At 59.2% G+C, this 25,174-nt stretch carries 16 protein-coding genes; 11 read left to right on the top strand and 5 right to left on the bottom strand.

The window, feature by feature from the left end:
* Nucleotides 1-17 precede the first annotated feature (17 nt).
* From ACZ48V_RS07995 to ACZ48V_RS08010, 4 genes are all read left to right on the top strand, one after another.
* Nucleotides 18-3,212: a DNA translocase FtsK gene (locus ACZ48V_RS07995; protein ID WP_464538226.1), complete on the top strand. Its 3,195-nt coding sequence runs from the start codon at nt 18-20 to the stop codon at nt 3,210-3,212.
* A gap of 108 nt (nt 3,213-3,320) precedes the next feature.
* Nucleotides 3,321-4,457, top strand: a complete 1,137-nt coding sequence (gene purK, locus ACZ48V_RS08000) for a 5-(carboxyamino)imidazole ribonucleotide synthase (RefSeq protein WP_464538227.1) — start codon at nt 3,321-3,323, stop codon at nt 4,455-4,457.
* 51 nt (nt 4,458-4,508) lie between these two features.
* Nucleotides 4,509-5,048 carry a 5-(carboxyamino)imidazole ribonucleotide mutase gene (gene purE, locus ACZ48V_RS08005; RefSeq protein WP_464538228.1) on the top strand — a complete coding sequence of 180 codons (540 nt, stop codon included), beginning with the start codon at nt 4,509-4,511 and terminating at the stop codon, nt 5,046-5,048.
* Nucleotides 5,049-5,092: 44 nt separating this feature from the next.
* Nucleotides 5,093-7,390 carry a T9SS type A sorting domain-containing protein gene (locus ACZ48V_RS08010; protein ID WP_464538229.1) on the top strand — a complete coding sequence of 766 codons (2,298 nt, stop codon included), beginning with the start codon at nt 5,093-5,095 and terminating at the stop codon, nt 7,388-7,390.
* 58 nt (nt 7,391-7,448) lie between these two features.
* Here the strand turns inward: ACZ48V_RS08010 and ACZ48V_RS08015 are convergent, their stop codons facing one another.
* From ACZ48V_RS08015 to ACZ48V_RS08025, 3 genes are all read right to left on the bottom strand, one after another.
* The gene (locus ACZ48V_RS08015) at nt 7,449-9,548 is read right to left on the bottom strand and encodes a sensor histidine kinase (RefSeq protein ID WP_464538230.1); all 2,100 of its coding nucleotides are present in this window, start codon (nt 9,546-9,548) and stop codon (nt 7,449-7,451) included.
* Between the two features lie 625 nt (nt 9,549-10,173).
* Nucleotides 10,174-11,451 carry an asparagine synthetase B gene (locus ACZ48V_RS08020; RefSeq protein ID WP_464538231.1) on the bottom strand — a complete coding sequence of 426 codons (1,278 nt, stop codon included), beginning with the start codon at nt 11,449-11,451 and terminating at the stop codon, nt 10,174-10,176.
* Between the two features lie 62 nt (nt 11,452-11,513).
* Nucleotides 11,514-13,376 (bottom strand): tetratricopeptide repeat protein, encoded by a 1,863-nt coding sequence (locus tag ACZ48V_RS08025; protein WP_464538232.1) that lies wholly within the window; start codon nt 13,374-13,376, stop codon nt 11,514-11,516.
* Between the two features lie 438 nt (nt 13,377-13,814).
* Here ACZ48V_RS08025 and rseP point away from each other — a divergent pair, with 438 nt between their 5' ends.
* The 7 genes from rseP to surE all read left to right on the top strand — a co-directional run bounded on the left by rseP (nt 13,815) and on the right by surE (nt 22,919).
* A complete protein-coding gene (gene rseP / locus ACZ48V_RS08030; protein ID WP_464538233.1) occupies nt 13,815-15,233 on the top strand; it encodes an RIP metalloprotease RseP in 1,419 nt (472 codons plus the stop codon).
* Between the two features lie 339 nt (nt 15,234-15,572).
* A complete protein-coding gene (locus ACZ48V_RS08035; RefSeq protein WP_464538234.1) occupies nt 15,573-16,352 on the top strand; it encodes an isoprenyl transferase in 780 nt (259 codons plus the stop codon).
* A gap of 238 nt (nt 16,353-16,590) precedes the next feature.
* Nucleotides 16,591-19,149, top strand: coding sequence for an outer membrane protein assembly factor BamA (gene bamA / locus ACZ48V_RS08040; protein ID WP_464538235.1), 2,559 nt, complete (start codon nt 16,591-16,593; stop codon nt 19,147-19,149).
* A gap of 293 nt (nt 19,150-19,442) precedes the next feature.
* Nucleotides 19,443-20,021 carry an OmpH/Skp family outer membrane protein gene (locus ACZ48V_RS08045; protein ID WP_464538236.1) on the top strand — a complete coding sequence of 193 codons (579 nt, stop codon included), beginning with the start codon at nt 19,443-19,445 and terminating at the stop codon, nt 20,019-20,021.
* A 105-nt stretch (nt 20,022-20,126) separates the two neighbouring features.
* The gene (locus ACZ48V_RS08050) at nt 20,127-20,717 is read left to right on the top strand and encodes an OmpH/Skp family outer membrane protein (RefSeq protein WP_464538237.1); all 591 of its coding nucleotides are present in this window, start codon (nt 20,127-20,129) and stop codon (nt 20,715-20,717) included.
* A 409-nt stretch (nt 20,718-21,126) separates the two neighbouring features.
* Complete coding sequence (gene panB / locus ACZ48V_RS08055) at nt 21,127-21,948, top strand: 3-methyl-2-oxobutanoate hydroxymethyltransferase (protein WP_464543113.1); 822 nt, start codon at nt 21,127-21,129, stop codon at nt 21,946-21,948.
* A gap of 92 nt (nt 21,949-22,040) precedes the next feature.
* Nucleotides 22,041-22,919, top strand: coding sequence for a 5'/3'-nucleotidase SurE (gene surE / locus ACZ48V_RS08060; RefSeq protein WP_464538238.1), 879 nt, complete (start codon nt 22,041-22,043; stop codon nt 22,917-22,919).
* Between the two features lie 60 nt (nt 22,920-22,979).
* Here the strand turns inward: surE and ACZ48V_RS08065 are convergent, their stop codons facing one another.
* Nucleotides 22,980-24,056, bottom strand: a complete 1,077-nt coding sequence (locus ACZ48V_RS08065) for a mechanosensitive ion channel family protein (protein ID WP_464538239.1) — start codon at nt 24,054-24,056, stop codon at nt 22,980-22,982.
* A 46-nt stretch (nt 24,057-24,102) separates the two neighbouring features.
* A complete protein-coding gene (gene folD, locus ACZ48V_RS08070; protein ID WP_464538240.1) occupies nt 24,103-24,975 on the bottom strand; it encodes a bifunctional methylenetetrahydrofolate dehydrogenase/methenyltetrahydrofolate cyclohydrolase FolD in 873 nt (290 codons plus the stop codon).
* Nucleotides 24,976-25,174: the final 199 nt, after the last annotated feature.

Consider the following 25,174-nt stretch of genomic DNA (forward strand, 5'->3'; position numbering starts at 1 on the left):
CCTCGTTGCCTGTCCGTATGGCTTCATCATCGCCCTCCACCAGCAGCGAGCCGCTGCTTAGCACAGCGCGCAAAGAAGAAATCCTCGGCGTGCTGTGTATGACGTTCGCAGCGCTGCTGGCACTGGCCTTCGTTTCGTACCACCCCGCCGACGACCGCTACCTGCAGCAGGTGTCGTTCTTCGACGCCATGTTTGGGATGCCCGAGGAAGGTACCGGTACCCTCAACTGGCTTGGATACATGGGGGCGGTGCTCGCATGGATCTTCGTCCCAAACTTCATGGGCTACCCGGCGCTCGTGCTGTGCGGACTCCTCGCCTGGCTTGGCTTTCGGGTCTTTCGGCACCAGTCGCTGGTTCCTATGCTCGGCCCGGCACTCAACGCGCTGGGCGTAGCTGTCTTCATCTGCGTACTGCTCGGATGGATCGGGCAGGCCTTTGGCATTCCTATGGTGCGCTGGGGCGGCGCGCTGGGCGTAACCGTGGCCGCAACGTTCACGCAGCTCCTGGGCATCGTTGGTACCCTGCTTGTGCTAACAGTCGTTGCTGTGGTTGGCGGACTGCTCGCGACCGAGGGCGATGTGCAGAGCGCTACGGATCGGCTCATCGTTATCGGAAAAGCAGTGGGCGCCGCCATCGCCACGGGCGCACAGCATGCCTGGCAGTGGATTCAGGCCCGTTATGTCGAGTGGCAAAACCGCCCGCGCCCGCAGTACGGCACACCGCCCGAAGAAGAGGACGCCGCGTCCGACACGCCACGCATCAAAGACCCCACCGAGCCCAATGCCCCCGGATTCCGATTGGTGCGGTCGGATGCGGAGCCTTCGTCCGAAGATGAGGCCGACGAGGCGCCCCCCGACCCAGAGGCGCCCGCCCCGCCGCCCGATGCCGCAGGCGAACCGTCAGCTCCTGCACAGCATACCCCCGCTACCGCGGAGGCTTCGCCCGAAGAAGCTTCGCCGGAAGAAACGCCTGCCCCTGAAACGCCTATCTCCGAAACGCCTGGCTCTCCGTCGTCTACGCACTCAACCGGCGCGGCACAGCGCGAAGAAGACGCTCCCCGATCAGACGCCCCGGCTGGGCCAGACGCAGACCAGGCTTCGCAGGAAGAGGCACTGCCCGAAAAAAATCCAGGTGTGATTCGCTTCGACGATGTGAGCGACCGTATCCGGGCGATTGCCGAGCGGGTCGGGGATGAGCAGGCACGCCGGAGGGCCCGCCGCAAACGCGAATCAGACTCCGACGCCGAGCGCGCTGAAACAGAGCAAACACCGGCGGGCGACCCCGCGCCATCCTCGCAAGACCGCCCGGAAAACCCCGGCGCTCACTATGAGCCGTCGAGAGACAAGTCGAGAAACAAAGAATCTGGCGAGGAACTGTCGGGCGAGGAACTGTCGGGGGAGGAACTGTCGGGGGAGGAACTGTCGGGGGAGGAACTGTCGGGGGAGGAACCGGCTGCGCGTGATAATCCCTCTTCAGGAGCGGCTCCTTCCGCACGCACGAATCGGGCATCCACCGGGGCAGACGCAGACCACAGCGCGTCGGAACCTTCTGACCGGGCGTCTGCGGCTTCGCATTCCTCTAACGCATCATCTGACACGTCGGAGTCGACCTCTGAGCCGGTTACGCTGCAGGCGGACCCGGATGCGCCGAACGACATGGATATGCAGGTGCAGCCCGCCGAGCGAGAGGAGGCGGCCGACGACGTGCCGGTAGAGCCGGAGACCGAGCCGTCGGAGCCGGTGCCCTACGAGCCGCCGCCGCTCGACCTGCTCGACGCGTCGAGCGAGGAAGATCCGGCTGTCGACTACGAGGAGCTGGAGACGAACAAGCAGATCCTGCTCGACACGCTGGCCACGCACAACATCGAGATTCAAGACATCACGGCGGTGGTGGGGCCGACGATAACCCGCTACGAGATGACCCCGGCGCCGGGCATTAAGCTGAGCCGCATCAAGTCGCTCGAAGACGACCTGGCGATGGCGATGGCTGCGCGGAGCATCCGCATTCTGGCTCCGATTCCTGGCAAATCGGCGGTCGGCGTGGAGATCCCGAACCGCAGCCGCCAGCTGGTGCGCCTGCGCGACGTGATCGCTACCAAGACCTTCCGTGACGCCGAGATGGAGCTACCGCTGCCGCTGGGGGTGTCGATTGAAGGTACGGTCTTTCTGGCCGACCTCACCAAGATGCCCCACCTGCTTATTGCCGGAGCCACCGGAAGCGGGAAGTCGGTCGGCCTTAACGCGCTGATCATGGGCATGATCTACGCATGCCACCCCTCCGACGTGAAGTTCGTTATCATCGACCCGAAGAAGATCGAGCTGCAACAGTATGCGCTGCTGGAAGACCACTTCATGGCGCGCCCGGACGACATCGAGGATACGGTGATCACGAATGTCGACGAGGCGTGCGGCGTGCTGAAAAGCTGCGAGGAGGAGATGGAGAAGCGCTACGACTTGCTGCAAGACGCGCGAGTGCGTAACATTCGTGCTTACAACCGCAAGTGGGCAGCTGGCGACCTGGATGCGGATGCGGGCCATCAGAAGCTGCCGTATGTGGTGGTGATCGTAGACGAGCTGGCCGATCTGATGATGACGGCGGGCGACGATATTGAGGGGCCGATCGCGCGGCTGGCGCAGAAAGCCCGTGCGGTGGGCATCCACCTGATCCTGGCAACGCAGCGTCCGTCGGTCGACGTCATTACCGGGTTGATCAAGGCCAACTTCCCGTCGCGGTTGGCCTTTGAGGTGGCTTCGCGGGTCGACTCGCGCACTATTCTGGATCAGATTGGGGCCGAGCGGCTCGTCGGCAACGGCGACCTGCTCTTCTTACGTGGCAGCTCGCTTCAGCGCCTGCAGGGACCGTTCGTGTCGGTTGAGGAGGTGGAGCGTATCAACGGGTTCATTGGCGACCAGCCGCCGATGGCGCCGTACACGCTGCCCTCGCTACAGGAGTCGGGGCACGGCCCCGACGTGCTGCTCGGGGTGGAAGACACCGACGAGTTGTTTGAGGAGGCGGCCTACATCATCGTACGCCGCCAGCAGGGCTCGGTGTCGCTGCTGCAGCGCAAGCTGGCGATCGGCTATACCCGAGCTGCACGCATTGTAGACCAGCTTGAGGAAGCCGGTATCGTAGGCCCCTTCGCTGGCACCAAAGCCCGCGACGTGCTGGTCGACAGCGAAGAAGAGCTACGCCGTCTGTTTGAGGAGGCGTAGCTCGATCAAATATGGTTGGCCGGGCAGTCCACGCTGGCAACCAACAGCCTGCCCCGAACAGCCTGCACCAACTGAATGCTAAACCCGCAAACCAATCTCCCTACTTCTGTGACTTCTTTTCCGACACTCGGTATCTTAGGCGGCGGACAGCTTGGCAAGATGATGGCGGCTGAGGCGGTGCGTCTTGGCATCAATGTGCGGCTGCTGTCCCCGAAAGACGCAGGTCCGATGCAGGCTTACGCCAACGCAACGGTAGCGGACTGGACCGACCCAGAGGTGCTTCGCGACTTTGCCACCGGCTGCACTGCGGTTACGGTCGAGAGCGAGTGGGCCCCGGCCGACACGCTCGCGCCCGTCTGCCCCGAAGGCACCGCCATATGGCCGAGTCCGCAGACGCTCACGTGGATCCGGCACAAGGGCGTCCAGAACGACCGCCTGGCGATGCACGACATTCCGCTGCCTGCCTATCGGCGCTGTGCAACGCGGGCGGCTGTGCATGACGCTGCCGACGAGCTGGGCTGGCCGCTCATGCTCAAGCAGTACGAGGGCTCCTACGACGGCTATGGCAATCGCTTGGTGAAGCGCCCTGCGGAGGTCGACGATGCCTGGGATGACCTGGCCGCCGACGATGGCGTGCTTGTCGAGCAGTGCATCGACTTTGTGCGTGAGCTTGCCGTGCAGATTGCCCGCCGCCCCGATGGCACCTCGGTCGCGTATCCGGTCGTATACACCGAGCAGCGCGACCACCGCTGCCATGCCGTTGTAGCGCCTGCCCCCGTCGAGAAAGCCCTCGTCGAAGAGTCACAGGCCGTGGCGCGCGATGCCGTTGATGCCGTCGAAGGCGTCGGACTCCTGGCGGTAGAGCTGTTTGAGACGCAAGACGGCGAGGTGCTCGTAAACGAGATTGCCCCGCGCCCGCACAACACAGGGCACTACACCATCGAAGGCTGCACGACCAGCCAGTTTGAGAACCACGTGCGGGCGGTGCTCGACCTGCCGCTGGGTGCCCCCGACCTGGTAGCTCCGCATGTTGTTATGGTCAACGTGCTCGGTAGCCGTCAGGGCACGCCGCCCCACGCCGACGGCTGGCGCGCTGCGCTCGATGTACCCGGCACGCACGTCCACATCTACGGCAAGCCCGAGGTGCGCCCGAACCGCAAGATGGGCCACGTTACCGCGCTCGCCGACTCCGCCCAAGAGGCACGTGCTCAGGCCGAAGAGGCGGCGCAGCGCATCGTGCTGTAAAAATGCAGCATGCGCATTTACTCTGTTCTACGTACCAGTTTACACCTGACCATGCCTTCTACAGAAGACACCCCGCTCGTTGGTATCGCTATGGGGAGCGAATCGGATCTGCCGGTCATGCGCGACGCAGCAGCTATCCTGCATGAGTTCGACGTGCCCTACAAAATGCGGGTGCTGTCGGCCCATCGCACGCCTGCCGTAATGCATGAATATGCTGAAACCGCCGCCGAACGCGGCCTAAAGGTGATTATCGCCGGAGCCGGGGGCGCGGCGCACCTGCCCGGCATGATCGCTGCCAGCACCCCGCTGCCGGTGCTCGGCGTGCCCGTTAAAACCAGCACCCTGAACGGACTCGACTCGCTGCTCTCGGTCGTTCAGATGCCGGGTGGCGTGCCCGTCGGAACCCTCGCGATTAACGGCGCCAAGAACGCGGCGCTGCTCGCTATCCAGATTCTGGGGGCGCACGACGCGGATCTACAGGCCGCTATGAAGGCGTATAAGTCAGACCTCGTCGATACCGTCGAAGGAATGGACGCCCGCGTGCGCGCTTTCGACCCGACCGAAGAGGCCAACCAAGAAGGGGCCAACTAACAGCTCCACAGGCATAAACATACAAGCATCAGATATACAGGCGGATGCGTAGCGCCCTTCTCTTCATGCTGGCTGGTTTGCTATTGAGCCTCGCGTCTGCCCCCGTGCAGAGCGTCGCGCAGGAGAACCGCGACCGCCCGCACTACAGGCTCGATGCGCTTTCGGAGGCAGATCGTCCTGCGCTGCGGCACGACGCGCCGTCAGGGCCTCAGCCGTTCGCCTCGGCCCGCACTACCGAACGCCGCCTCACCGACCTGGTGGCCTGGCGCGACTCCGGCACCGGCTCCCGCGTCGGTCAGGGGCTTGTTACGAGCCCCGGCGCGGAGACGCTCAACCTGGGCTTTCGTCCGTTCGACCTGCCCGCGGGAGCACAGCTGATGGTGTCGCGCCCCGATAGTACGCAGCAGCGCGGCCCGTACACCGCCGAAGAGGCAGGCAGCGTGCTTTACACCCCCGTTATTTCCGGAGAAACCGCCCTCATCACGGTAACAGTACCTGCCGATGCTGCTGTTGACGCGTTGCCGACCCGCCTGGTGCATGTGGGACACGGCTGGGCCCCGCCAGACACGCCGTTCAATCCGCTACAGCCTCATGCCTCTGGGTGGTGCAATGTCGATACGGCATGCTCCGAAGCCGACGACTGGCGCGACGAGGTCGCTTCGGTGACGCGCATCACCTACGTGCGTGGCGGACTCCAATTCTCGTGCAGTGGCTCGCTTCTGAATACTACCGAGGGGCCCATTGCGCCGTACGTTCTCACGGCCCAGCATTGCATGGATGCGCAGGAGCAGGCCGACACCGCCGTGTTCTACTGGAACTACGAACACGCGACCTGCCGTCCTCCCGGGAGTAGCGACAGCGGTACCACGTCTGACGCAGATCCGTTCGAAGAAACGAGTACCGGGGCCGTGCTGCGGGCCACAGTCGGAAGCGGAAGCATCAGCGGAGGCCCCGACATTACGCTGCTGGAGGTGGCCGAGCCGCTTTCACCGGCCTATGACCTCTTCTACAGCGGCTGGACGCGAGCCGATGCGGCGCCATCGGCATCCGCGACGATTCATCATCCGGGTGGGTTTGCCAAGCGCATTTCGTTTGACTTCGACGCTGCTGCAATCACCGAATATGCCGAGAACACTACAGGCGACGGCACCCACCTCCGCATCTCGGATTGGGATGTGGGGACGACCGAGCCCGGCTCTTCCGGGGCGCCGCTGTACGACGAGGCGCAGCGCGTAGCGGGTGTGCTTTCGGGCGGCATTGCGGCCTGCGGTGTAAACGAGCCCGACTGGTATGGGCGCCTGGCAGTGGCCTGGGAGGGCAACTCCCCTGACACACGGCTGCGCGACTGGCTCGACCCGGCAGGCACCGGTGCAGAAGCACTCGACGGTGCTGCGCAGGGGGCTCATCTCAATGTGCCGCCGCCCGTCGAAGCGCTCACGGCGACGGATACAGGCACCCGTCATGCCTTGTTACGCTGGTCGGCCCCGGCGTATAGCACCGGTAACCTGGTGCAGCGGTATCGGCTCCGCATAGACACAGCACCGATTGCGACGCCGGCCGACTTTGAGAGTGCGCGCCCGCTGCCCGCACCCCTACCACAGGCGCCCGGTACCGAGCAAGCGGCCGAGGCCAATGCGTTGTGGCCAGAAACGCCCTACTACATCGCCATTCAGAGCGAGAACGCAGCCGGACGTTCTTCGATTACGGCGGTCGACGAGCCGGTTGAGCTGCCCGACCTGATTGCGCCAGCAGCAATTGGGGATTTTCGGGTCGCGGAGGTGTCGGGGAGGGGCGTTGAGCTATCCTGGACCGCCACCGGCGACGACGAGACACGAGGCCGCGCCTCCACCTATGACCTGCGGTACGCCGAGCAGCCCATCGACACAGATGCCGATTTTGCGCAGGCTACGCCGGTGCACAATGTGCCCGCACCCGACAGCGCGGGTACGCCCGAGCGCATCCACCTGCATGATCTACCTCGCGACACGCCGCTCTACTTTGGGTTGGTTGCCATCGACAACGCCGATAACCGATCGCCTGTTGCGCGCACCGAGCGCAACGCAACGCTGATCGACGAGCCCCGGCAGGTTGTAGGGCCCATGCCCAACCCAGCACGGGCACAGTCGGATGTGCGGGTGACTGTCAATGAAGCACAGACGCTGCGCATCCGCCTCTACGACACGCTCGGGCGTGCAGTCGGCACCGTAGTTGAGGTGGAGGTGCCTGCGTTTGAAGCGCAGCGCATCTCGCTTCCGGTTGGTCGTCTGGCCTCAGGCACTTACTTTGTACGGATCCAGGGAGCGGACTTCACAGCTACGAAGCGGCTCGCTGTGGTGCGGTAGCGTCGACATGTGCCGGCGCGTAGGTTCGCATGGCAGCAGGTGGACATCGGCCGGTGTCTCAATGCTGAGGCGGAAGCGGTATGCGTACAGTAAACTGGCTCCCTTTCCCCTTTTGGCTCTGCAGCGTGATGCTCCCATCCATCATGTCCACAAACTGACGGACGATAGAAAGGCCAAGCCCCGATCCTTTATATGCACGTGAGGTGCCCTGCGACTCTTGCACGAATGAATCAAAAATCGTGTCTTGAGCAGATCTGGAGATCCCAATACCCGTATCCTCAACCTCAAAGCAGACCCAGTCAGCCTCCTGGATTGTCCGCACCGTTACGCATCCATCCGCAGGTGTGAACTTGATGGCATTATCGATCAAGTTATATAGCACCCGGCGGCATGCCTCTGCGTCTAAAAGCACCAGCTCGGTGCCTTGGTCCCCATCTTTATGTGAAGGGAAATTTGCATGCAGAGCAACCCCTTGAGTATTGGCCTGTGGGGTAAAGAGAGAGAGGGCCTCTTCCACAAAACTCACCAGGGAGACGGGACTTCGGTTGAGCGTCCACGCCCCACTTTCCAGCTTAGAGAGGTTAAGCATTGAGTCGAGCGTAGACTCCAGGCGCCGTCCGCTCTCGTATATGTGGTCGGCAAAGCGTTTCTGGGAGCCAGACGTTTGGTTCTGGAGAAGTTCAGCAAATCCAATCACAGCCGTAAGAGGCGTACGAATCTCGTGGCTCATGTTCGCCAACATACTTTCTTTAAGCTGCGCGGCCGTTTCGGCTTCCTCTTTGGCCGTGCGGAGTGCCTGCTCGCGTTCTTTCTGCACGGTGAGGTCGGCACAGACCCCGTTGCAGTAAGCCGGTTCGCCGTCTGCGTCGAGGACCAAGGTCGCGTTCACACGTCCGGTAAACGTAGATCCATCGGCTCGTTGATAAACGATCTTGCCCGTGAAAGCGCCGTCTGATCTGAGCGCATTCAACACATGGCCGAGTTGTGACCCCGTGGCAAACAGATCTTTGTGATGCGTAGCGTACAGCGCATCTGGAGTCTCATAGCCAAACATGCGAGCCATTGCCCGATTGGCGTAACGAATGTATCCATCCAGTGTGACTTGAAAAATTCCGTCGGAGACGCTCTCCGCGATCGACTCCACAAACTGATCTTTCTCCTGGATCTGGCGCTGCTGTTCGGTCACATCAGCAAGTACCGTAAGGTGCAGCTCAGCATGAAAGTGGTCCAGGCGTATGCGGCTCTCCGCAATCTGGTAGTACCGAGGGTCTTGCTGGTTCTTGATTTCAATGAGCGCGCTCGGTGTTGCACGATACCTGGCTATAGAGGGCAGTACATCGGCAAGCGGCTTCCCCAGTGCGGACCGGTTGAGGCCGTCAAAGATTTCTTCTGCAGGGGCGTTGTAGCTGTAAATTGTGCCATTCGGACGCAGGAGAAGTGTTGGCTCTTCGCGCCCCCCTACTTCAGGGGCCGCCATAAGACGGTCTTGATACACAAAGAGGACACCTATTGCAAAGAGAGCAACACCCAGAGGCTCATGATACAGCCCAGCTATTTCTGGAAGAAAGACCCCCATAATATTTATGGCAACGGGCAACACCATGAGTCCAAACAGCGCGACCATCGGGGCGACTCCGCCACGCGTCTGGCGCCACAGACTGACCAGCATAAAGAAGCCGAGAGATACGAGCACGTAAGAGATGCCCGTTGTTATCCAGTAAAGCGTGTAGCGTTCAATGGCAAAATTGGCGAAAGGCGTTGAACGCTCTACAATGCCGAAGTAGAGTTCGTGCCAGGGGTTGGTTATCTTGAGAAGGGCAATGATAACAAACAGTAGCGCAGCGCTACCAACTGCCAGCGCGGAGCGGTGCAAAGAGCGCCGGGTATAGGCAGAGCAAAAGTAGAGCCAGGCCCAGACCGTAGAAAAGCCTACCGTGAGGCTGATCGTATACCCTACCTTCGCGATGCTGGTCGAGTGCACGAAGAAAACCCCAAACTGGCTGGCTGCCCATAGTCCGCTTGAAAGGAGAAGAGCAACCAGTCCACGGCGCGCTTCAGGCTGATTCAGGCTGCGTGCACGCCAGGCACTAACAAGGCACCCGAAGGCTGCAAGTCCAAAGAGGCTTTTGTAGAGCAAAGAGCCTTCAGGACGGGACATGTCGTTCGTGTACGTGGAAATAACACGTAGCAGATCTCTATCTGCCGCTGAAAACTGGTCTGTGAGAAAGAGCGCGCAGGCAAATACGGTGTCCATTCAAGGAGGAATCAGACCGGAGGAGAAAAAGCATACCAGCGTGCAAGTGTGCGAATCAGGATGGGAAAAGCTGTAACACCCGGTAGCGTTATAGCCAAACGCTCGCATCCGCTATGAATGCCCGTTAATGTAATGAGTGTGCCTTTAACTGTCAAATCGGTGACACGCCAAACTTATCATCAGGTCGGGCTATAAATCTGGTTCGAATCGACTCCGGTCGAGGGTTCGATTGGATAACTCGATGGATGTAGCGGGTCCGATACGAGCTGATCGACAGAGGCGTGCCAAAGTTGAGAAGCCCGATCAAAGCCCGTCGATAGGGGAGGGAGAGTCTAACGGGCGTGTTGAGCGCACGCTGCTGAACCTCATTTGCGTTATGTTAGGAGCCCGTGAACGTGCGGTCAAGAGCCTTTATAAAGGAAGATAGCGAGGTGCAGGCCCAAAACGAGGTGCAGGCCCAAAGCGGGTAGTTGGTGCCGCGATTAAATGCAGTATTAAGCTACAAAGTATGCATTACTAAGCCACAGCTCTACGTCTGCTGTCGCTCGGGCGTCGCAGCTGGAAAGAGGATGTTATTCAGAATAAGCCGGTAGCCGGGCGAGTTGGGATGCAGGTTGAGGTCAGTGGGCGGGTCGCCGACGAAGTGCTGGTAGTCTTCGGGGTCATGCCCCGCAAAAAAGGTGAACGTGCCTTCGCCAAGGCCGCCGTGTAGATATTTCACCTCGTTACGAGCGGGCATCTCAGCCAAGTTGACAACGTGATCCTTAACCATATTGGCGTTGAACGCTGTGGTCTGCCCGACAAACCCAGGCACGGTAGAAACATGGTTCTGCGTAAGCATGGTCGGCACCGGATCCCACTGAGCGCTGAAGTCAAACAACGTGAAGTAGTCGAGCGACGGGTCGCGCATGGAAGGAGGCGGCAGCCCGCTATCGATGTCGGAGTGGTCGGTGCTGTGCGGATTGAGGTCGGGCTGGAAGTCTCTGAACGCGAAGGTTTGACTGTAGTCAAGACGCTCGCGGGCATCTGGGTCGACGGGGTCGCCGTCGTACTCTTCCGGGACGATATCGGTGCTGTGGGCTGCCAGTGCAAGGTCGAGGGTTTCGGTGCCAAGGCACATCGAGAACAGGAAGCCGCCCTGCTCGACGTACGATCGAATCGTCTGCGCGACCTCCAGTTTGAGCTCACTGATCTTACGGAAGCCAAACTCGGACGCAACGGCTTCGGCTTCTTGCTGCTTTTCCATGTACCATGACGTGTTACGGAAGCGCAGGAACTTGCCGAGCTGTCCGGTGAAGTCTTCATGGTGCAGGTGGAGCCAGTCGTAGTTGCTCAGCTCGCCACTGATCACCTCCCGGTCATAGATCATGTCGTAGGGCACTTCGGCGTAAGTGAGTGCAAGAAGCACGGCATCGTCCCACGGCACGGTCTGATCCGGAGCATACACCGCAATTTCGGGAGCCGTTTCCAGGCGCACCGCGGCCTGGTTGTTACCGTCGGACTCGACACGATTCACAAGCTCGGCAGACTCGGAGGCTGAGAGGCGTTCGTAGTACACGTCTCGCACACGGAGTTCCTCTTCGAGCGCATCGGAGGCGTTCATCAGAAAAGAGCCGCCGCGGTAGTTCAGCAGCCAGTCAGCCTCCTGATTCTGGGTAAGGATCCAGAACGCAGCGCCATAGGCTTTCAGGTGGTTGGTCTGGGCGTCGTCCATCGGCACAAGAACGTCTTGGCCCTGTACTGGCCCAGAAAACCCGACAGACAGGCAGAACAGCAGGACGATACAGGTAGAAGCGAATCGGCGCATAGGAGAGTAGAAGGCAAAGCGAAAAAAGATGATAGACGGCGCAGCTGCGCTGTGAGACAGCGTTACGAAGCCGGAAGCTGACGGATGCGCGTACGGGCATCGCTTGCAAACACGGAACGCGGATGCTGCTCAATAAGACGCATGTACAGGCGCCGGGCTTCGGCGGGCTCATTGGCGGCGTGTTCAAGGAGCGAAGCCGCTTCAAAGAGCGCGCGGTCGGCCCAGGGGTGGCGGTGAAACTGTGTGGCAAAGGTTTGCAGGGCCTGTGCGGAGGTGTCAACGCCTTCGAGATGCACGGCAAGGGCAGCCCGGTGGTAGCGGGCTCGCTCGGTCAGGGGATGGCGGGGGATTTCCGTGATAAGCGCCTCGTAGGCTGCATCGGCGGCGGACCAGCGGTGTTGCAACTCGTACAGCATACCGCTCGCATAGTACTGGAGCGCCGCATGCGTAGAGTCGGGACCAGCAAAGTGACGCAATGCTGCGTGAAGAGCGATGGCATCGTTGGCAACCTCAGCGGAAAGATCGCCAAGCAGCGCTTCGAGTCGGCTCTTGGCGTTCTCAATGTCGCCATCGTACGTATCCAAAAGAGCCAGGCGATGCTGGGCCGTACGCTCCATTGCTGTTGTGGGCTCGCCAGTACTGAGGGATGCAAACGCCTCGCGCGCCGCTGAAAGGTCCTGTGCGCGCAGTGCAATGCGTCCGGAAAGGAGCGTACGCTCCTGACGATAAGAGTCGATTTCGGATAGAGCAGCATGGGCGCGACGTGCAGCGTCGAGATCTTGTTTGGTGTCAAGAGCGAGTTCAGCAATACGCATCCACATTTCGCCGTAGTCTTCGAGAGCTTCGCGTGGCGTTGTATCCTCAACAGCTGCATGGTAGGTATCCCAGGCTTCGTTGGCGAAGCGCATGGCTTCATCGGTAAAGGGGCGCGCCTGCGTCCAACGCCGGTAAGCGAGGTCGCCTGCTTTCTTCTGTGCAAGTCCGGCCGCATCCGTTTCGGGAAAGGTGGTCTGGATGGTCTGCCACGCGTTTTCGGCTACCGTGAATGCGTTGGCATTGGCCGCTTGGTCAGCAAAGTCGAGAAGCCGGTCGCCTGCTGTATTCTGCATCTTGTCGAGCCGGGTGTATGCCGAGAGCGCTTGGTCGTAATCCTCCTGTTCGGCATACAGCCAGGCAAGCAAGTCGAGGTACGCCTCGTTGTCGGGATGATCTGCTACGGCTGCTTCCAGTACAGCAAGGGCATCGCCAACGTCGCCAGACTGGTCGATGAAGGGCTGCAGGCGGTTGCGAACGAAGCGAAGGCGCCGTTCGTCGGTGCTGAGCAGAGCTACATACTCGCGCATCGCATCGGCGTGCTGTCCGGCCAGGCTATACATGTGGGCGAGTTCGGTGCGAAATGCTTCCGGGTCGTCAAGGGCATCGCGGCCCCGCTCCATGACAGATACGGCCTGGTCGAAGCGCCGCAGGGTCGACAGAGTATGGTAGACACTGCGATAGGTGCTGGCACGATCGGGGCGCTGGTCGAGCGCGGCGTTCCAGGTATCATGCGCGGCGGCTTCCCGCCCGGCCAGATACTGTAGGCGTCCGAGGTCCGCAAGGTCGCTCACCGAAGGGGCGTCGCCTGCACGCTGCTCCAGCAGCGCGATCGCCTGATCGTATGCCTTGGTTTCCTCGTAGGCATCAATCAGTTCATATTGATATGTTAGGCGATTGGGGTAGTCGTCTACAAGCCCACTGAGGAGCGCAATAGCCCGGTCATGATTGCCGCGCTGCAGAAGCTGCTGCGCGTGCTGGAACGAGTCGGCCTCGGCAGTAGGCGTTGGCGGGGCGGGAGGCGTGGGGCGGTTTTGCGCGTGCCCCGGTGCTGCGGTTAGGAGCAGTGCGACTCCAACAAAGAGCCCAAGCAGCATCGTAAGGGGCATCATGAGCGGTGCACCAACTGGCATTTCCAAGGCGTAGTGGGGGCATGCCAGGTTCTGCCGTTCAGCACAGGTTTCGTTCCAAGAGGACGTCCCCCGGTCACTATTGCGCCGAGGGGTATCACGGAGTCTGGCAAAAGGAGACCTGTGCAGTGCACGGGTGGCAAGCATGCGTAGAAAGGCGAGCGCCCCAGAGAAAGACATAAGGCTGAGCAGTAGGAAGGTCTCAAGAAGAACCATGTAGGTCGTATGCTACCTTCGCCGCGAACAGGCGTTTCCTGCGTGCAAAACAGTGTATCAGCAAACCGACAGAGTCCGTTTATGCGTAGCCCCCGCATCCTGTAAAGGAACTACCCGTAACAGGCGTTAATTGAACGGATGCCGTTCATGATGACACGGTACGTCCACGCTTTTCCTTCATAGATCCCATCGTACGGCGCACGCATGGAGTTGCTGCTGAGCATTCTTACATCTACGATCTGGGTGCTGCTCGCCCTTACAATCCTTGTTTTTATTCACGAGTTGGGCCACTTCCTTACAGCAAAGTACTTTGGGATGCGGGTCGAGCGGTTCTCGATCGGATTCCCGCCTACGATCTTTGGGCGTCGCATGGGCGACACCGAATACGTAGTTGGGGCTACCCCGCTGGGGGGATACGTAAAGATCAGCGGTATGATCGACGAGAATCTCGATACAGAGCATGTAGAGCAAGAGCCGGAAGATCACGAGTTTCGATCGAAGCCGGTGTGGCAGCGCATTGTCGTGATTACGGCGGGCGTTATCTTTAACGTGATTCTGGCGGCTGTCATCTTTGCCGGGATCAAGTGGAGTAGTGGAGACGCGTACATCCCTGCTGAAAATGTAGAGGCGATCTATGTGGAAGAGGGATCGGTTGCCTACGAGATGGGCATGCGCACCGGCGATCGCATCCTGGCTGTCAATAACGAATCATTTGAGACGTTTCAGCAGCTCAGTCCAGGAGCGTTGCTTGCTGACACGTTGACCATTACGGTTGACCGAAGCACCGGGTCACAAACGCTGGTGGGGCCGCGCGACATTATGACCCAGATTAGCCGAGCCAGTCAGGGCGTCGGATCGCCGCTGGGTATATCGTTTATTCCGCCTATTGTGGGAATGGCGCCTGAAGGTCGTCCGGCAGCGCAGGCTGGCATACAGCAGGGCGACCGTATCGTGCACGTGGCGGGTGATACAATACGGTTCTGGCAAGAGATGGCAGAGCGTCTGCAAGAGACAGGCGGGGCGCCCACGACCATTCGATGGCTGCGTCCCGATTCGCTGAACAGGGCGTCGGAACGTGCGCAGCTGGTTGCTGAAACCGAGCGAGGAGCGCTCTACGAAGCAGTCATCACGCCTGATCACGAAGAAGGCGACAACCGTTACGTCATTGGCATCGCGACTCCAAGCCCCGACATGCTCGCGGCCGAGTTTGGACAGCGCACCCGCACGTACGGGGCGGGCGAGGCGTTACTGGCAGGGACTGTAGAAACCTGGGAGTATGCGGAAAACATCGTTGTGAGCTTGCAGCGCATCATCGTGGGGCGCGATAACGTGCGCGATAACCTCGGAGGGCCGGTACGCATTGCACAGGTAACGAGCCAGGCGGCCTCAGCTGGAGCGGTCGACTTCTGGCGCATTGTGGCGATCTTGTCGATCACTCTGGCTATCATGAACATTCTGCCGATCCCGGCCTTGGACGGCGGGCAGCTCATGTTCTTAATCTACGAAGGTATCACACGCCGTCCGCCATCTACTCGTGTGCGGCTTGTAGCTCAACAGGTAGGCATGTTGCTCTTGCTCGGGTTCATGATCTTCTTGATCTTCAATGACATATTGCGCTTGTAGTCAGTGCCAACGTAGCGCGAAGCACGGGCGGTGCACATGCAGGTTCCTCTGCGATGGTCCATCTGTTCACCGTGTGTTGAGCGAAACGTTTTGCCGAGAGCATAGCCATAAGATACGTTGTAAGTCCGCCTGATATCACTTAGCTTGTCCAATTCTGCACACGGATACGCCTGCAGTACATGAAACGTTGATTCGTGCTGTTCGTGCAGGTGTATTGGAAAGACCTGTAACGCAGCAATGTCGGAAGGTACACCCCCGTCTGCGGTGCGTTGTGCTCGTGGCTTGCATCCTCAGCACCAATCATACCTTACTTCCTCCATCCATTATCTGCCTGCTAACGTGGACGACGCGCAATTGCAAGAGCTGTTGCACAAGCGAGGAGAAGTGCCACGCCATGTGGCCGCCATCATGGACGGTAACGGGCGATGGGCGCGCCAGCGTAGCCAGGTGCGGTATGCTGGCCACTATGAGGGCGTTGAGTCGGTGCGCGAAACCATTGATGCATGCATCGACCTTGGGATTGAGTACCTTACGCTTTACACGTTTAGCACCGAAAACTGGAACCGCCCCACGCTGGAGGTGAAGGCGCTCATGCGGCTGCTTGCGCACACGGTAAAGAAAGAGCGTGCCAACCTGGTAGACAACAACGTGTGTCTTAAGACGATCGGTGATCTCTCGCAGCTACCCCGCCGCTGCCAGCTCGAGATTCAGAAGACAGTGCGCAAAACAGCTTCAAACACCGGCCTCACACTCGTGCTGGCCTTATCTTACAGCGGCCGCTGGGACATGACCGAGGCAGCGCGGCAGCTCGCCCAGATGGTTGCTAACGGCGTTATCGATCCGGAAGATGTCGACGAAGACATCGTTGGCGGGCTGCTGGACACCGGAAATATCCCCGATCCCGATCTGCTTATCCGAACAGGAGGGGAGTACAGGCTCTCGAACTTCATGCTGTGGCAGAGCGCATACTCCGAACTGTACATCACTGATTGCTACTGGCCCGACTTCCGCCGAGAAGAACTGTACAAAGCGATTCGCAGCTACCAAGACCGCGATCGTCGCTTTGGCCGCGTGCCGGTCAACGGAAACGGATACGAAACCTGTTCTTCGGACTCGTGATGCCAGCTTTGACCTGGGCGGTCTTCTGCCACGCATCCACCATGCCATTCAGAAGGCACACACGGACGCGCAAGCATGTGGGAGGCATTATGGATGAGAGCCACCCCCGACAGCCACACCGCCCGTGTTCGCACATGGCGATACGAATAGAGTCGCTTAGCCCGTTTATGTAGCGTGCTGGCGTCGACTGCATTCTCTCGACTGGATTCCTAATTTCGTGACTGCAATTTCGACCTGTATGATGGACCGTGTCCGACTCGTGGGGCCTGTGGCTCTGCTCACACTGGTGCTCTTTGTAGGTACTCCCTGGGCCGTTCAGGCACAGGTAGAGCCTGAGCCCACTCCGACCCCTACTCCCAGTCCGGAAGAAACCCCTCTTCCTGAAGAAGCTCCTCCTCCGGGGGCAGCAGACCTTGCGGCACAAACAGAGGTAACTATATCAACGATTCGGGTTGTAGGGGCTGAAGACCGGATGCAAGATTTTGTGATCCAGACGAGCGGATTGCAAGAGGGGCAGCAAATACAGCTTCCGCAGAGCGAGGCGATTGCGGAAGCCATTCGCTCGGTCTATGATATCCGTCACTTCTCCGATGTCCGCATCTACCAAGAGGAACGGACTGAAGATACCGTGGGCATCGTGATTGAGGTAACGCCCGAACCACGCTTGGGTGAGTTTCGATTGCAGGGTATGAGTCGAAGCGATCGGCGCGATATTGAGAACCGCCTTCCGCTTCTGCTTGGCCGTCCGGTACGACAGGGCGACATTGAGCGTTCAGTGCAGATGATTAAGCGCCACTATGCCGAAGACGGCTACCTCAATGCTGAAGTGAATGTGGTGCGTAACAACATTGCAGACAACCAGGTGCGCCTCGTTTTTCGGGTCGACCGGGGCGATAAAGTCAAAATCGATAACATCCGGTTCGTAGGGAATGAAGTGTTCTCGGACGGGCGGCTCCGCAGCCAGTTCGACGAGAACAAGCAACGCAGCTGGTGGCGCTTCTGGCGCAGTGCCACGTTCGACCCTGACATGCTGAGTGATGACCTTGACCGGGTTATCGATTACTACGATGAGAACGGGTACTTCGACGCGCGCATCGTTAGCCACGAGACAGTACAGCAGCCCGATGGCGATATCGTGCTTGAGGTGACGGTTGAAGAAGGGCACCGGTATTACATCCGCGATATTGACTGGGAGGGCAACACCGTCTATCCGGATGAACTGCTCGGTGAGCGCCTTGGATTAGCTCCTGGCGATGTATACAACGGGCGGCGCCTGCAACAGAACCTTCAGGGGAACGAGCGCGGTACCGATGTAGCAGGACTCTACCTTGATCGTGGCTACCTGCAGTTCAACGCAGATCCGTCAATCCGTGTCGTAGGGCGTGACTCGCTCGATATCAGCATTGACATCCGCGAGGGTGACACGTACGACTTTGGAAACATTACAGTGGCAGGCAACACGAAAACAAGAGACCATGTGGTGCGGCGCGAGTTGTTCACGGTGCCCGGGGAAACGTTCAGCCGCAGCGCGATACAGGAGTCGATCCGGCGCCTGATGCAGTTGAATTACTTTAGCCAGGAGTCGCTCGGGCAAGGGCCCGCACTCGATGTCGACGACAGCGAACGCCTTGTTAACCTGACCTATAACCTCGAAGAGGTAGGAAGCGACCAGCTTGAGCTTTCTGGCACGTGGGGACGCTTCGGACTTGTGCTGCAGCTGGGCTTTCAGTTTAACAATTTCTCGACGCAACGGATGTTTGACGGTAGCGCCTGGCGTCCGCTACCATCAGGCGATGGCCAGCGCCTCGGCATCAATGTTCGCACGAACGGGACGTTCTTTCAGAGCTACTCGCTTTCCTTTACAGAACCCTGGTTCCGCGGGCGCCCCAACCCTGTAGGGGGGTCGGTTTCATTTACCCAGTTCTCACAGGAGCCTATTTCGATTGGCGCACGTCGCTCAAGCGAGGGTACATTCACCCAGATTAGCTCCAATCTGTTTTTCGAACGCCGCCTGAGCTGGCCTGATGATAACTTTAACCTGTCGTTTGGGGTTGGCTATCAGTACTGGCGTAACGACCGCGGACTGCTGTCGAGCCTTCCTGAGGGCGTGAACCAGACCGTTACCTATCGGCAGGCGCTCACGCGCAATTCGCTCGACAACCCGATGTTTCCACGCAGTGGGTCGCGCATCCGCCTGTCTGCAGAGATTGCGCCCCCGATCGGCGACCTGGTACAGTACCACAAGTGGCGCTTCAACACAAATTGGAATATTCCGGTGGGCGATCGATTCTCGTTCGGATTCGGAACGCAGTTCGGATACATCGGCTCGATTACAGGCGATGATGTCGCCTTCGAACGCTTCGAGGTGGGCGGTACGCTCTTTGACTTCAGCGGATTCCAGTTCGGTACCGAACCGATCCCAATGCGCGGGTACCCGGCACGGGTGATTGGTCCTCGCGAGACGGTTCGCAACCAGGTAACCCCTGTTGGTGGACGCATCTTGAACAAGTATACATCAGAGTTCCGGTTTAAGGCGGTCGAATCACAACAGCTGCAGGCAGCCCCGTATCTGTTCTTGGATGCTGCTAACACATGGAATAGCTTCGACACGTACAACCCGTCGGAGCTTTTCCGCTCGGCAGGGGTGGGCGTGAAGCTCTTCCTGCCCATCGTAGGAATGATCGAGTTTAACTACGGGTACAACTTCGATACCTTCGTGCCCTTTCAGCGCGGCGAAAATGGCACGCCCGGCTGGCGCTTCCAGTTCTCGCTTGGACAGGGAGGGCCGCAGCAGTAGCTTGGGTAGCTTGATCGACTTAGTAAAATGGACTCAGTAAGATGCTGAGCGCGCCCGGCCAACGTGTTACAAAGCATTGAAGAGTTGGCGGAGGGCTGCTGCGCCATAGCGTTTCATGCTTTCATGCATCGCGCCGTGCTGCTATGGTTACGTAGTGCGCCCCGGCTGTACCTGCCGGGCAGCCGCGCCTTCGCAGGCGTTTGTATCTTGCTCTCGTTTCTCAAAATGATTTGCATATGTCTTACCGTGAATGCTCCGCAAGCCGTTCAGGTCGTCGGGAGGCGCTACCGGCTATGAATTTGGCGTTTGCGGATGCGGAAAGGCAATACCAGACAGCATGGCTCGTTACTACATTACTATTTGTTCTTTTCCTGCTTGTTGGAACGTCTTCTGTTGCTGCCCAGCAACGGATCGGATATATCGACTCTGATCAGGTGCTCGACCAGCTGCCTGAGTACGGGTCTATTCAGCAGGAGCTTGACCAGCTCGAACGGGACTGGCGCTCCGAGATTGAGGCTCAACAAGATGAGGTGCGAGACCTTATCGAAGATTTTCAAGCTCGCGAGCTGCTATACACGCCGGAAGAGCGCGAGCGCCAACAAGATCGCATTCGTGAGGCCCGCCGAGAGGTGGAGCAACTCCGCAGCCGGTATTTTGGCCCCGACGGACTGCTCTTCCAGCGTCAGCAAGAGCTTATGCGCCCGCTTCAGGAGCGCATACTTGAAGCTGTCGAGACGGTAGCTGAAGGAGGCGGATATGACTATGTATTTGATAAGGCAGACAGCCATCTGTTTATGTTTGCACGCCCTCAGCACAACCTCACCGAAGACGTGATCTTTGAGCTTGGGATTGACTTCGAGCAACCCAACTAAACCACACGGCACAGCGCGTCTCATATAAGTGGACCGCTGTTACACGTTTACTCTGCAGGCCTGTTAGGCACTGCACCGAATACTCCTCAAACAAACCAACCCACTATGTTCAACCGATATTCTGTTATCGCTCTCGCGCTCATCCTTGCTGCTGCCTGGGGAACTGCCGATGTGCAGGCTCAGCAGCGCATCGGATTCACAAATCAGGAAGCGGTGCTTGCAAACATGCCGGGCATCCAAGATGTGCAGGAAAACCTGCAGCAAGAAACTGTTCGTCTGCAGGGCAACCTGCAGGAGATGCAGCAGGAGTTTCAGGAGCAGGTTCAGCGCTACGAGCAGCAGCAAGGGCTGCTCTCGGATGAGCGCCGCCAGGAGCGTGAAGACGAACTACGCCAGATGCAAGTCGAGCTGCAGCGCTCTCAGCAAGAAGCCGAGCAGGAGCTCGCTCAGCGTGAAATGGAGCTGATGCGCCCGCTGCTTGAAGAGCTACAGGACGCGATCAACGAGGTAGCTGCTGAGCAGAATCTCGACCTGGTGCTCCGCGAGCAGGCGCTGCTGTACGTAAGCGGCACAACCAACGACGTGGTGAACATCACGCTCGATGTTGCCACCCGCCTGGGTATCGACATTGACGAGTCGCAGGTTGAGCCAGGGCCCTCTCTCGAAACAGATCCAATGGGTGGCGGAACCAACTAAGCCTCTCTTTTCGTTTCGGAACGAGCCTATGCAGCCGGGTCTCCCACCAGCGGAGACCCGGCTGTACTGCATAATGCTGCATATGCACTACTTCGCATGTGTCGCACCATTAGAGCCTGTTTTGATTTCTTCATTTGGGCTCCGAGCGGCTCCATTGGGCTGGGGCTGAAGGTCATGCCCCTGGTGCAAATTGCCCCCGATATTGGCTTGTAGCCCCGGCTACGAACCTCCATCGTGATCCAATTTTCGCCTCAGCGGCGCTTGCTCTTGCCTGCAAACCAAAACCCAAACAGGCTCTTAGAACTACCATACGTATGCCCATGCGCTGGTGGGCAGCAAGCATTCAACAGCGCGCCATCTACCCACTTTTGCTTTCTCTTTGTCCCACATTCCTATGAGCACAGAAACGATTCGCCCGGCGCCTGCCGACGTGCCGCGCGTTACTACGCAAACCCTTCAAAACATGAAAGCAGAAGGAGTGCCTATAGCAATGTTTACAGCATACGACTACACCTCGGCGCGTCTTTTTGACCAGGCGGGGGTCGACGTACTGCTGGTGGGCGACTCGGCCTCAAACGTAATGGCGGGGCATGAGACCACACTGCCCATCACGCTTGATCAGATGATCTACCACGCTCAGTGCGTTATCCGCGCCATCCAGCGTGCGCTCGTTGTGGTTGACCTGCCGTTTGGGTCGTACCAGGGCAATTCTAAAGAGGCGCTGGCGTCGGCTATCCGGGTGATGAAAGAAGCAGAGGCCCACGCTGTTAAGCTGGAAGGCGGGCACGACGTGCTCCCAACTGTGAATCGCATCATCTCGGCCGGCATTCCAGTGATGGGGCACTTGGGGCTCTTGCCCCAGAGCATACACAACTACGGTACGTACAAGGTACGTGCGCGCGATGAGGACGAAGCAGCGCGTCTGATTGAGGAAGCACAGGCTCTCGAAGAGGCCGGGTGCTTCGCGCTCGTTCTTGAAAAAATTCCATCAGCTCTTGGCAAAAGGGTCTCCGAGGCACTCGATATTCCAACAATTGGGATTGGAGCCGGGGCAGACTGCGACGGTCAGGTGCTGGTTTCGCATGATGCACTTGGGCTAACCACCGACTTTAACCCCCGCTTTGTGCGACGCTTCGCGCGCCTTGACAAGACAATTACTGAGGCGGTACAAGCATACGTAAACAGCGTGCGCACACGCTCTTTTCCTAACGAAGAAGAGAGTTACGAATAGGGACGGCAGCTCGTAGCCCTGTCGTAGCCCTACAACGGGCCTGCTCAAAAAGCACCCAGAAAAGCCTTCATCCAATAGATAGATGCATACGTATGGCAGACACAAATCAGTCTCATAATAGTGACCGCCCGCGCATCCTGATCTGCAACGACGACGGGATCGATGCGCCGGGTATTCAAGCACTGGCTTCGGCTCTCGACGGACTGGGGGATCTTATTATTGCCGCTCCTGAAAGCGAACAGAGTGCAGTAGGACACGCCATCACTGTGCGCGATCCGGTGCGTGCACAGTCGTATGGGTTCGAAGTGCCCTCGGGGCCAACAAAGGCCTGGTCAATCGCCGGAACACCCGCGGACTGCATTAAGCTGGCCGGGCAAGAGCTGCTGGATCGCCCGCCGGATCTGGTGGTGAGTGGCATCAATCATGGCCCGAATACAGCGGTAAACGTGTTGTACTCCGGAACGGTTAGCGCTGCTACCGAAGCAGCAATCATGGGCTATCCGGCTATCGCCTTCTCGCTTTGCTCGTGGTCGTCAAATGAGTTTGAAGCGGCCGGATATTACGCTCGCATGCTGAGCCGGCACGTCCTCAACGAAGGGCTGCCGGCAGGGTCGCTGTTGAACGTCAATATTCCGGCGCTTCCGTTTGACGAGATCGAAGGCGTGCGTATCACCCGGCAAGCCAAGGCGCGCTGGGAAGAGAGCTTTGTGGCACGCACCGACCCGCTTGACCGGCCGTACTACTGGCTATCGGGCACCTTCGTGAACCTGGACAGTGGTGCCGATAATGACCTTGCGGCCATTGACGATGACTACGTTGCCGTAACGCCCATGCAGCTGGATCTGACGGCACACGAGCAGCTTGAAGGACTCCGGTCGGTGAACTGGGATGAGAAACTCGATCGTGATGCACGAGCCGACGCTCGGGCTCATATTGCTGCACGACGGGAAGGAAAAGGCCCCAATGAGTGATTTCGAAAAAGGAATGAGCAGGAACGCCAGCTAACATGCTGCCGGGTTAGGCGCACCGGGTTAGGGGCGCGGGCGGTCGCCGTTTCCGTTGGAGGTATTGCTCTGATTGCCGTTTTGCGTCGGAGGCTTGTCGAAGAGCACCGAGTCGTTTAAGGCCTGGGCCTCGTCTAAGAACATCTGCAGATGGGGAAAAGGAATTTCAATGTCGGCTTCTCGCAGGGCCTCCCGCACCTTCTCGGTGTACTCCCATCGAATAGGCACCTCCTGAGACGGATCTTTCAGGTAAAACCGGAGCTTCATATTCACGCTGGAGTCTGCCATCTCGACCACAACGACGGTAGGGCCAGGGGTCGAGATTACGCGGTCGTCATCCTCAAAGAGTCCGAGTACGACCTGGCGAGCCTCATCGGGATACTCTTTGTACGCAATCCCGAAGTCGATATCTACGCGCACCGTGTTGCGCTTGGTGTGGTTGATGAGCCGGTTGCTGATCATGAACGAATTCGGCAGCACCATAATTTCGTTTCGCACCGTGCGAATGCGCGTAGAGCGAAGAGTGATCTCGTCGACCTGCCCGTACTGGTTCTCGACCTCGATATAGTCGCCCACCAGAAATGGTTCGTCAACGAGGATGGTAACGCCTGAGATGAAGTTCTCCAGCGAATCGCGGGCCGCGAAACCGATGGCAATACCCGCGATGCTGAGCCCGGCAACGAGTGCGGTAACGTCGACCCCTAACTGTCCAAGCACAATGATGGCGATAAATGTGACGGCAATCACCCGATACGTCTTCAGGAGCAGGTTCTGCAGTCCTGCATCTACCCGGTCGCTGCGGTCGAGAATTTGGAACAACGTGGCATCGATGAGCCGGTACGCCGTGTAGAAGAACAAGAACGCAAGGGTCGCAACCAGCAGGCGGGGCAAGAAGACAGCAGCCAGGTCAAGTGCACTGATGCGCAGCTGCGTCCACATGGATTCAAGATCGCCTTCCAGAAAGAGCCGGACCGCCTCGCGAAACGTCTGGTTGAACTCTTCGAGACTATCCGCTGCATCTTCAGGCGTGATCTCATCCACGGTCGCCTGAGCGTCGGTGGTGTCGGCGGCTTGTACGTACGGATTGTGCTGAACGGAGGGCATAACAGACACACCATATGAGAGAGAGCGATGCCCATGGTCATGCATGCTATGCACGCCGGTGCTGGGCTGCCTGCAGCGTGTTGCGTAGAAGCATTGCAATAGTCATGGGGCCAACGCCGCCGGGTACCGGCGTAATGGCGTGTGCTTTCGGCGCGACTGCGTCGTAGTCGACGTCACCAACCAGCCGGTAGCCCCGCTCACGCGAGTCGTCGTCGACTCGGTTGATGCCTACATCAATGACGGTAACCCCGTTGGAGACCATGTCGGCTGTGATGAGGTTGGGGCGGCCCGCAGCGGCAATGACGATATCGGCAGCCTTCGTATGAGCAGTCAGGTTGCGCGTGCGGCTGTGACAGACAGTCACGGTTGCATTGGCATCACGCTGCATGAGCAGGGCGGCGAGGGGCTTACCTACGATGTTCGAGCGCCCCACAACAACAGCACGAGCGCCGGTCAGGTCGTCGAGAGCGCGCTCAAGGAGCACCATAATGCCAGCGGGGGTGGCGGGCACAAACTGAGGCGTGCCTATGAGAAGCCGACCCAGGTTCTGGGGGTGGAAGCCGTCCACATCCTTGGCCGGGTCGATCGTCTCAATCACCGCGTACTGGTCGATATGGTCGGGCAAGGGCAACTGCACGAGAATCCCGTCGACCGTGTCGTCGGCATTGAGCGTGCGAATCAAGTCCAGCAGCTCGTGCTGCGAGATGCTATCGTCGCGCCGGTGCACGGTTGACTGAATGCCTACCTCGGAAGCCGCCCGCTTCTTGCCACGCACATACGAGGCCGAAGCGGGATGGTCGCCGACCAGCACCACAGCGAGCGCGGGTGGGTCAGCATGCGCAGAGAAGGATTCAACCGCATTACGAGTAGCTGTACGTACCGATTTAGCAATAGCACGTCCGTCGAGGCGAGAGTCCACAGAATCAGAAAAGATCGATGATACAAGAGCGAACGGTCTGTCGGGCACAGCCTCTTAAGTAGGTCCACAAAAGAGCCTTCGAGTCTGTCACTGCGAGGAGCGCCAGCGACGCAGCAGTCTTATGCCCTGTAAGCAGGACAAATCGCGTCCAACTGGCGCATGAGATCGCCGCGTCGGTCGCAGGCTCCTTCCTCGCGAG

Source organism: Longimonas haloalkaliphila (genome assembly GCF_055379825.1).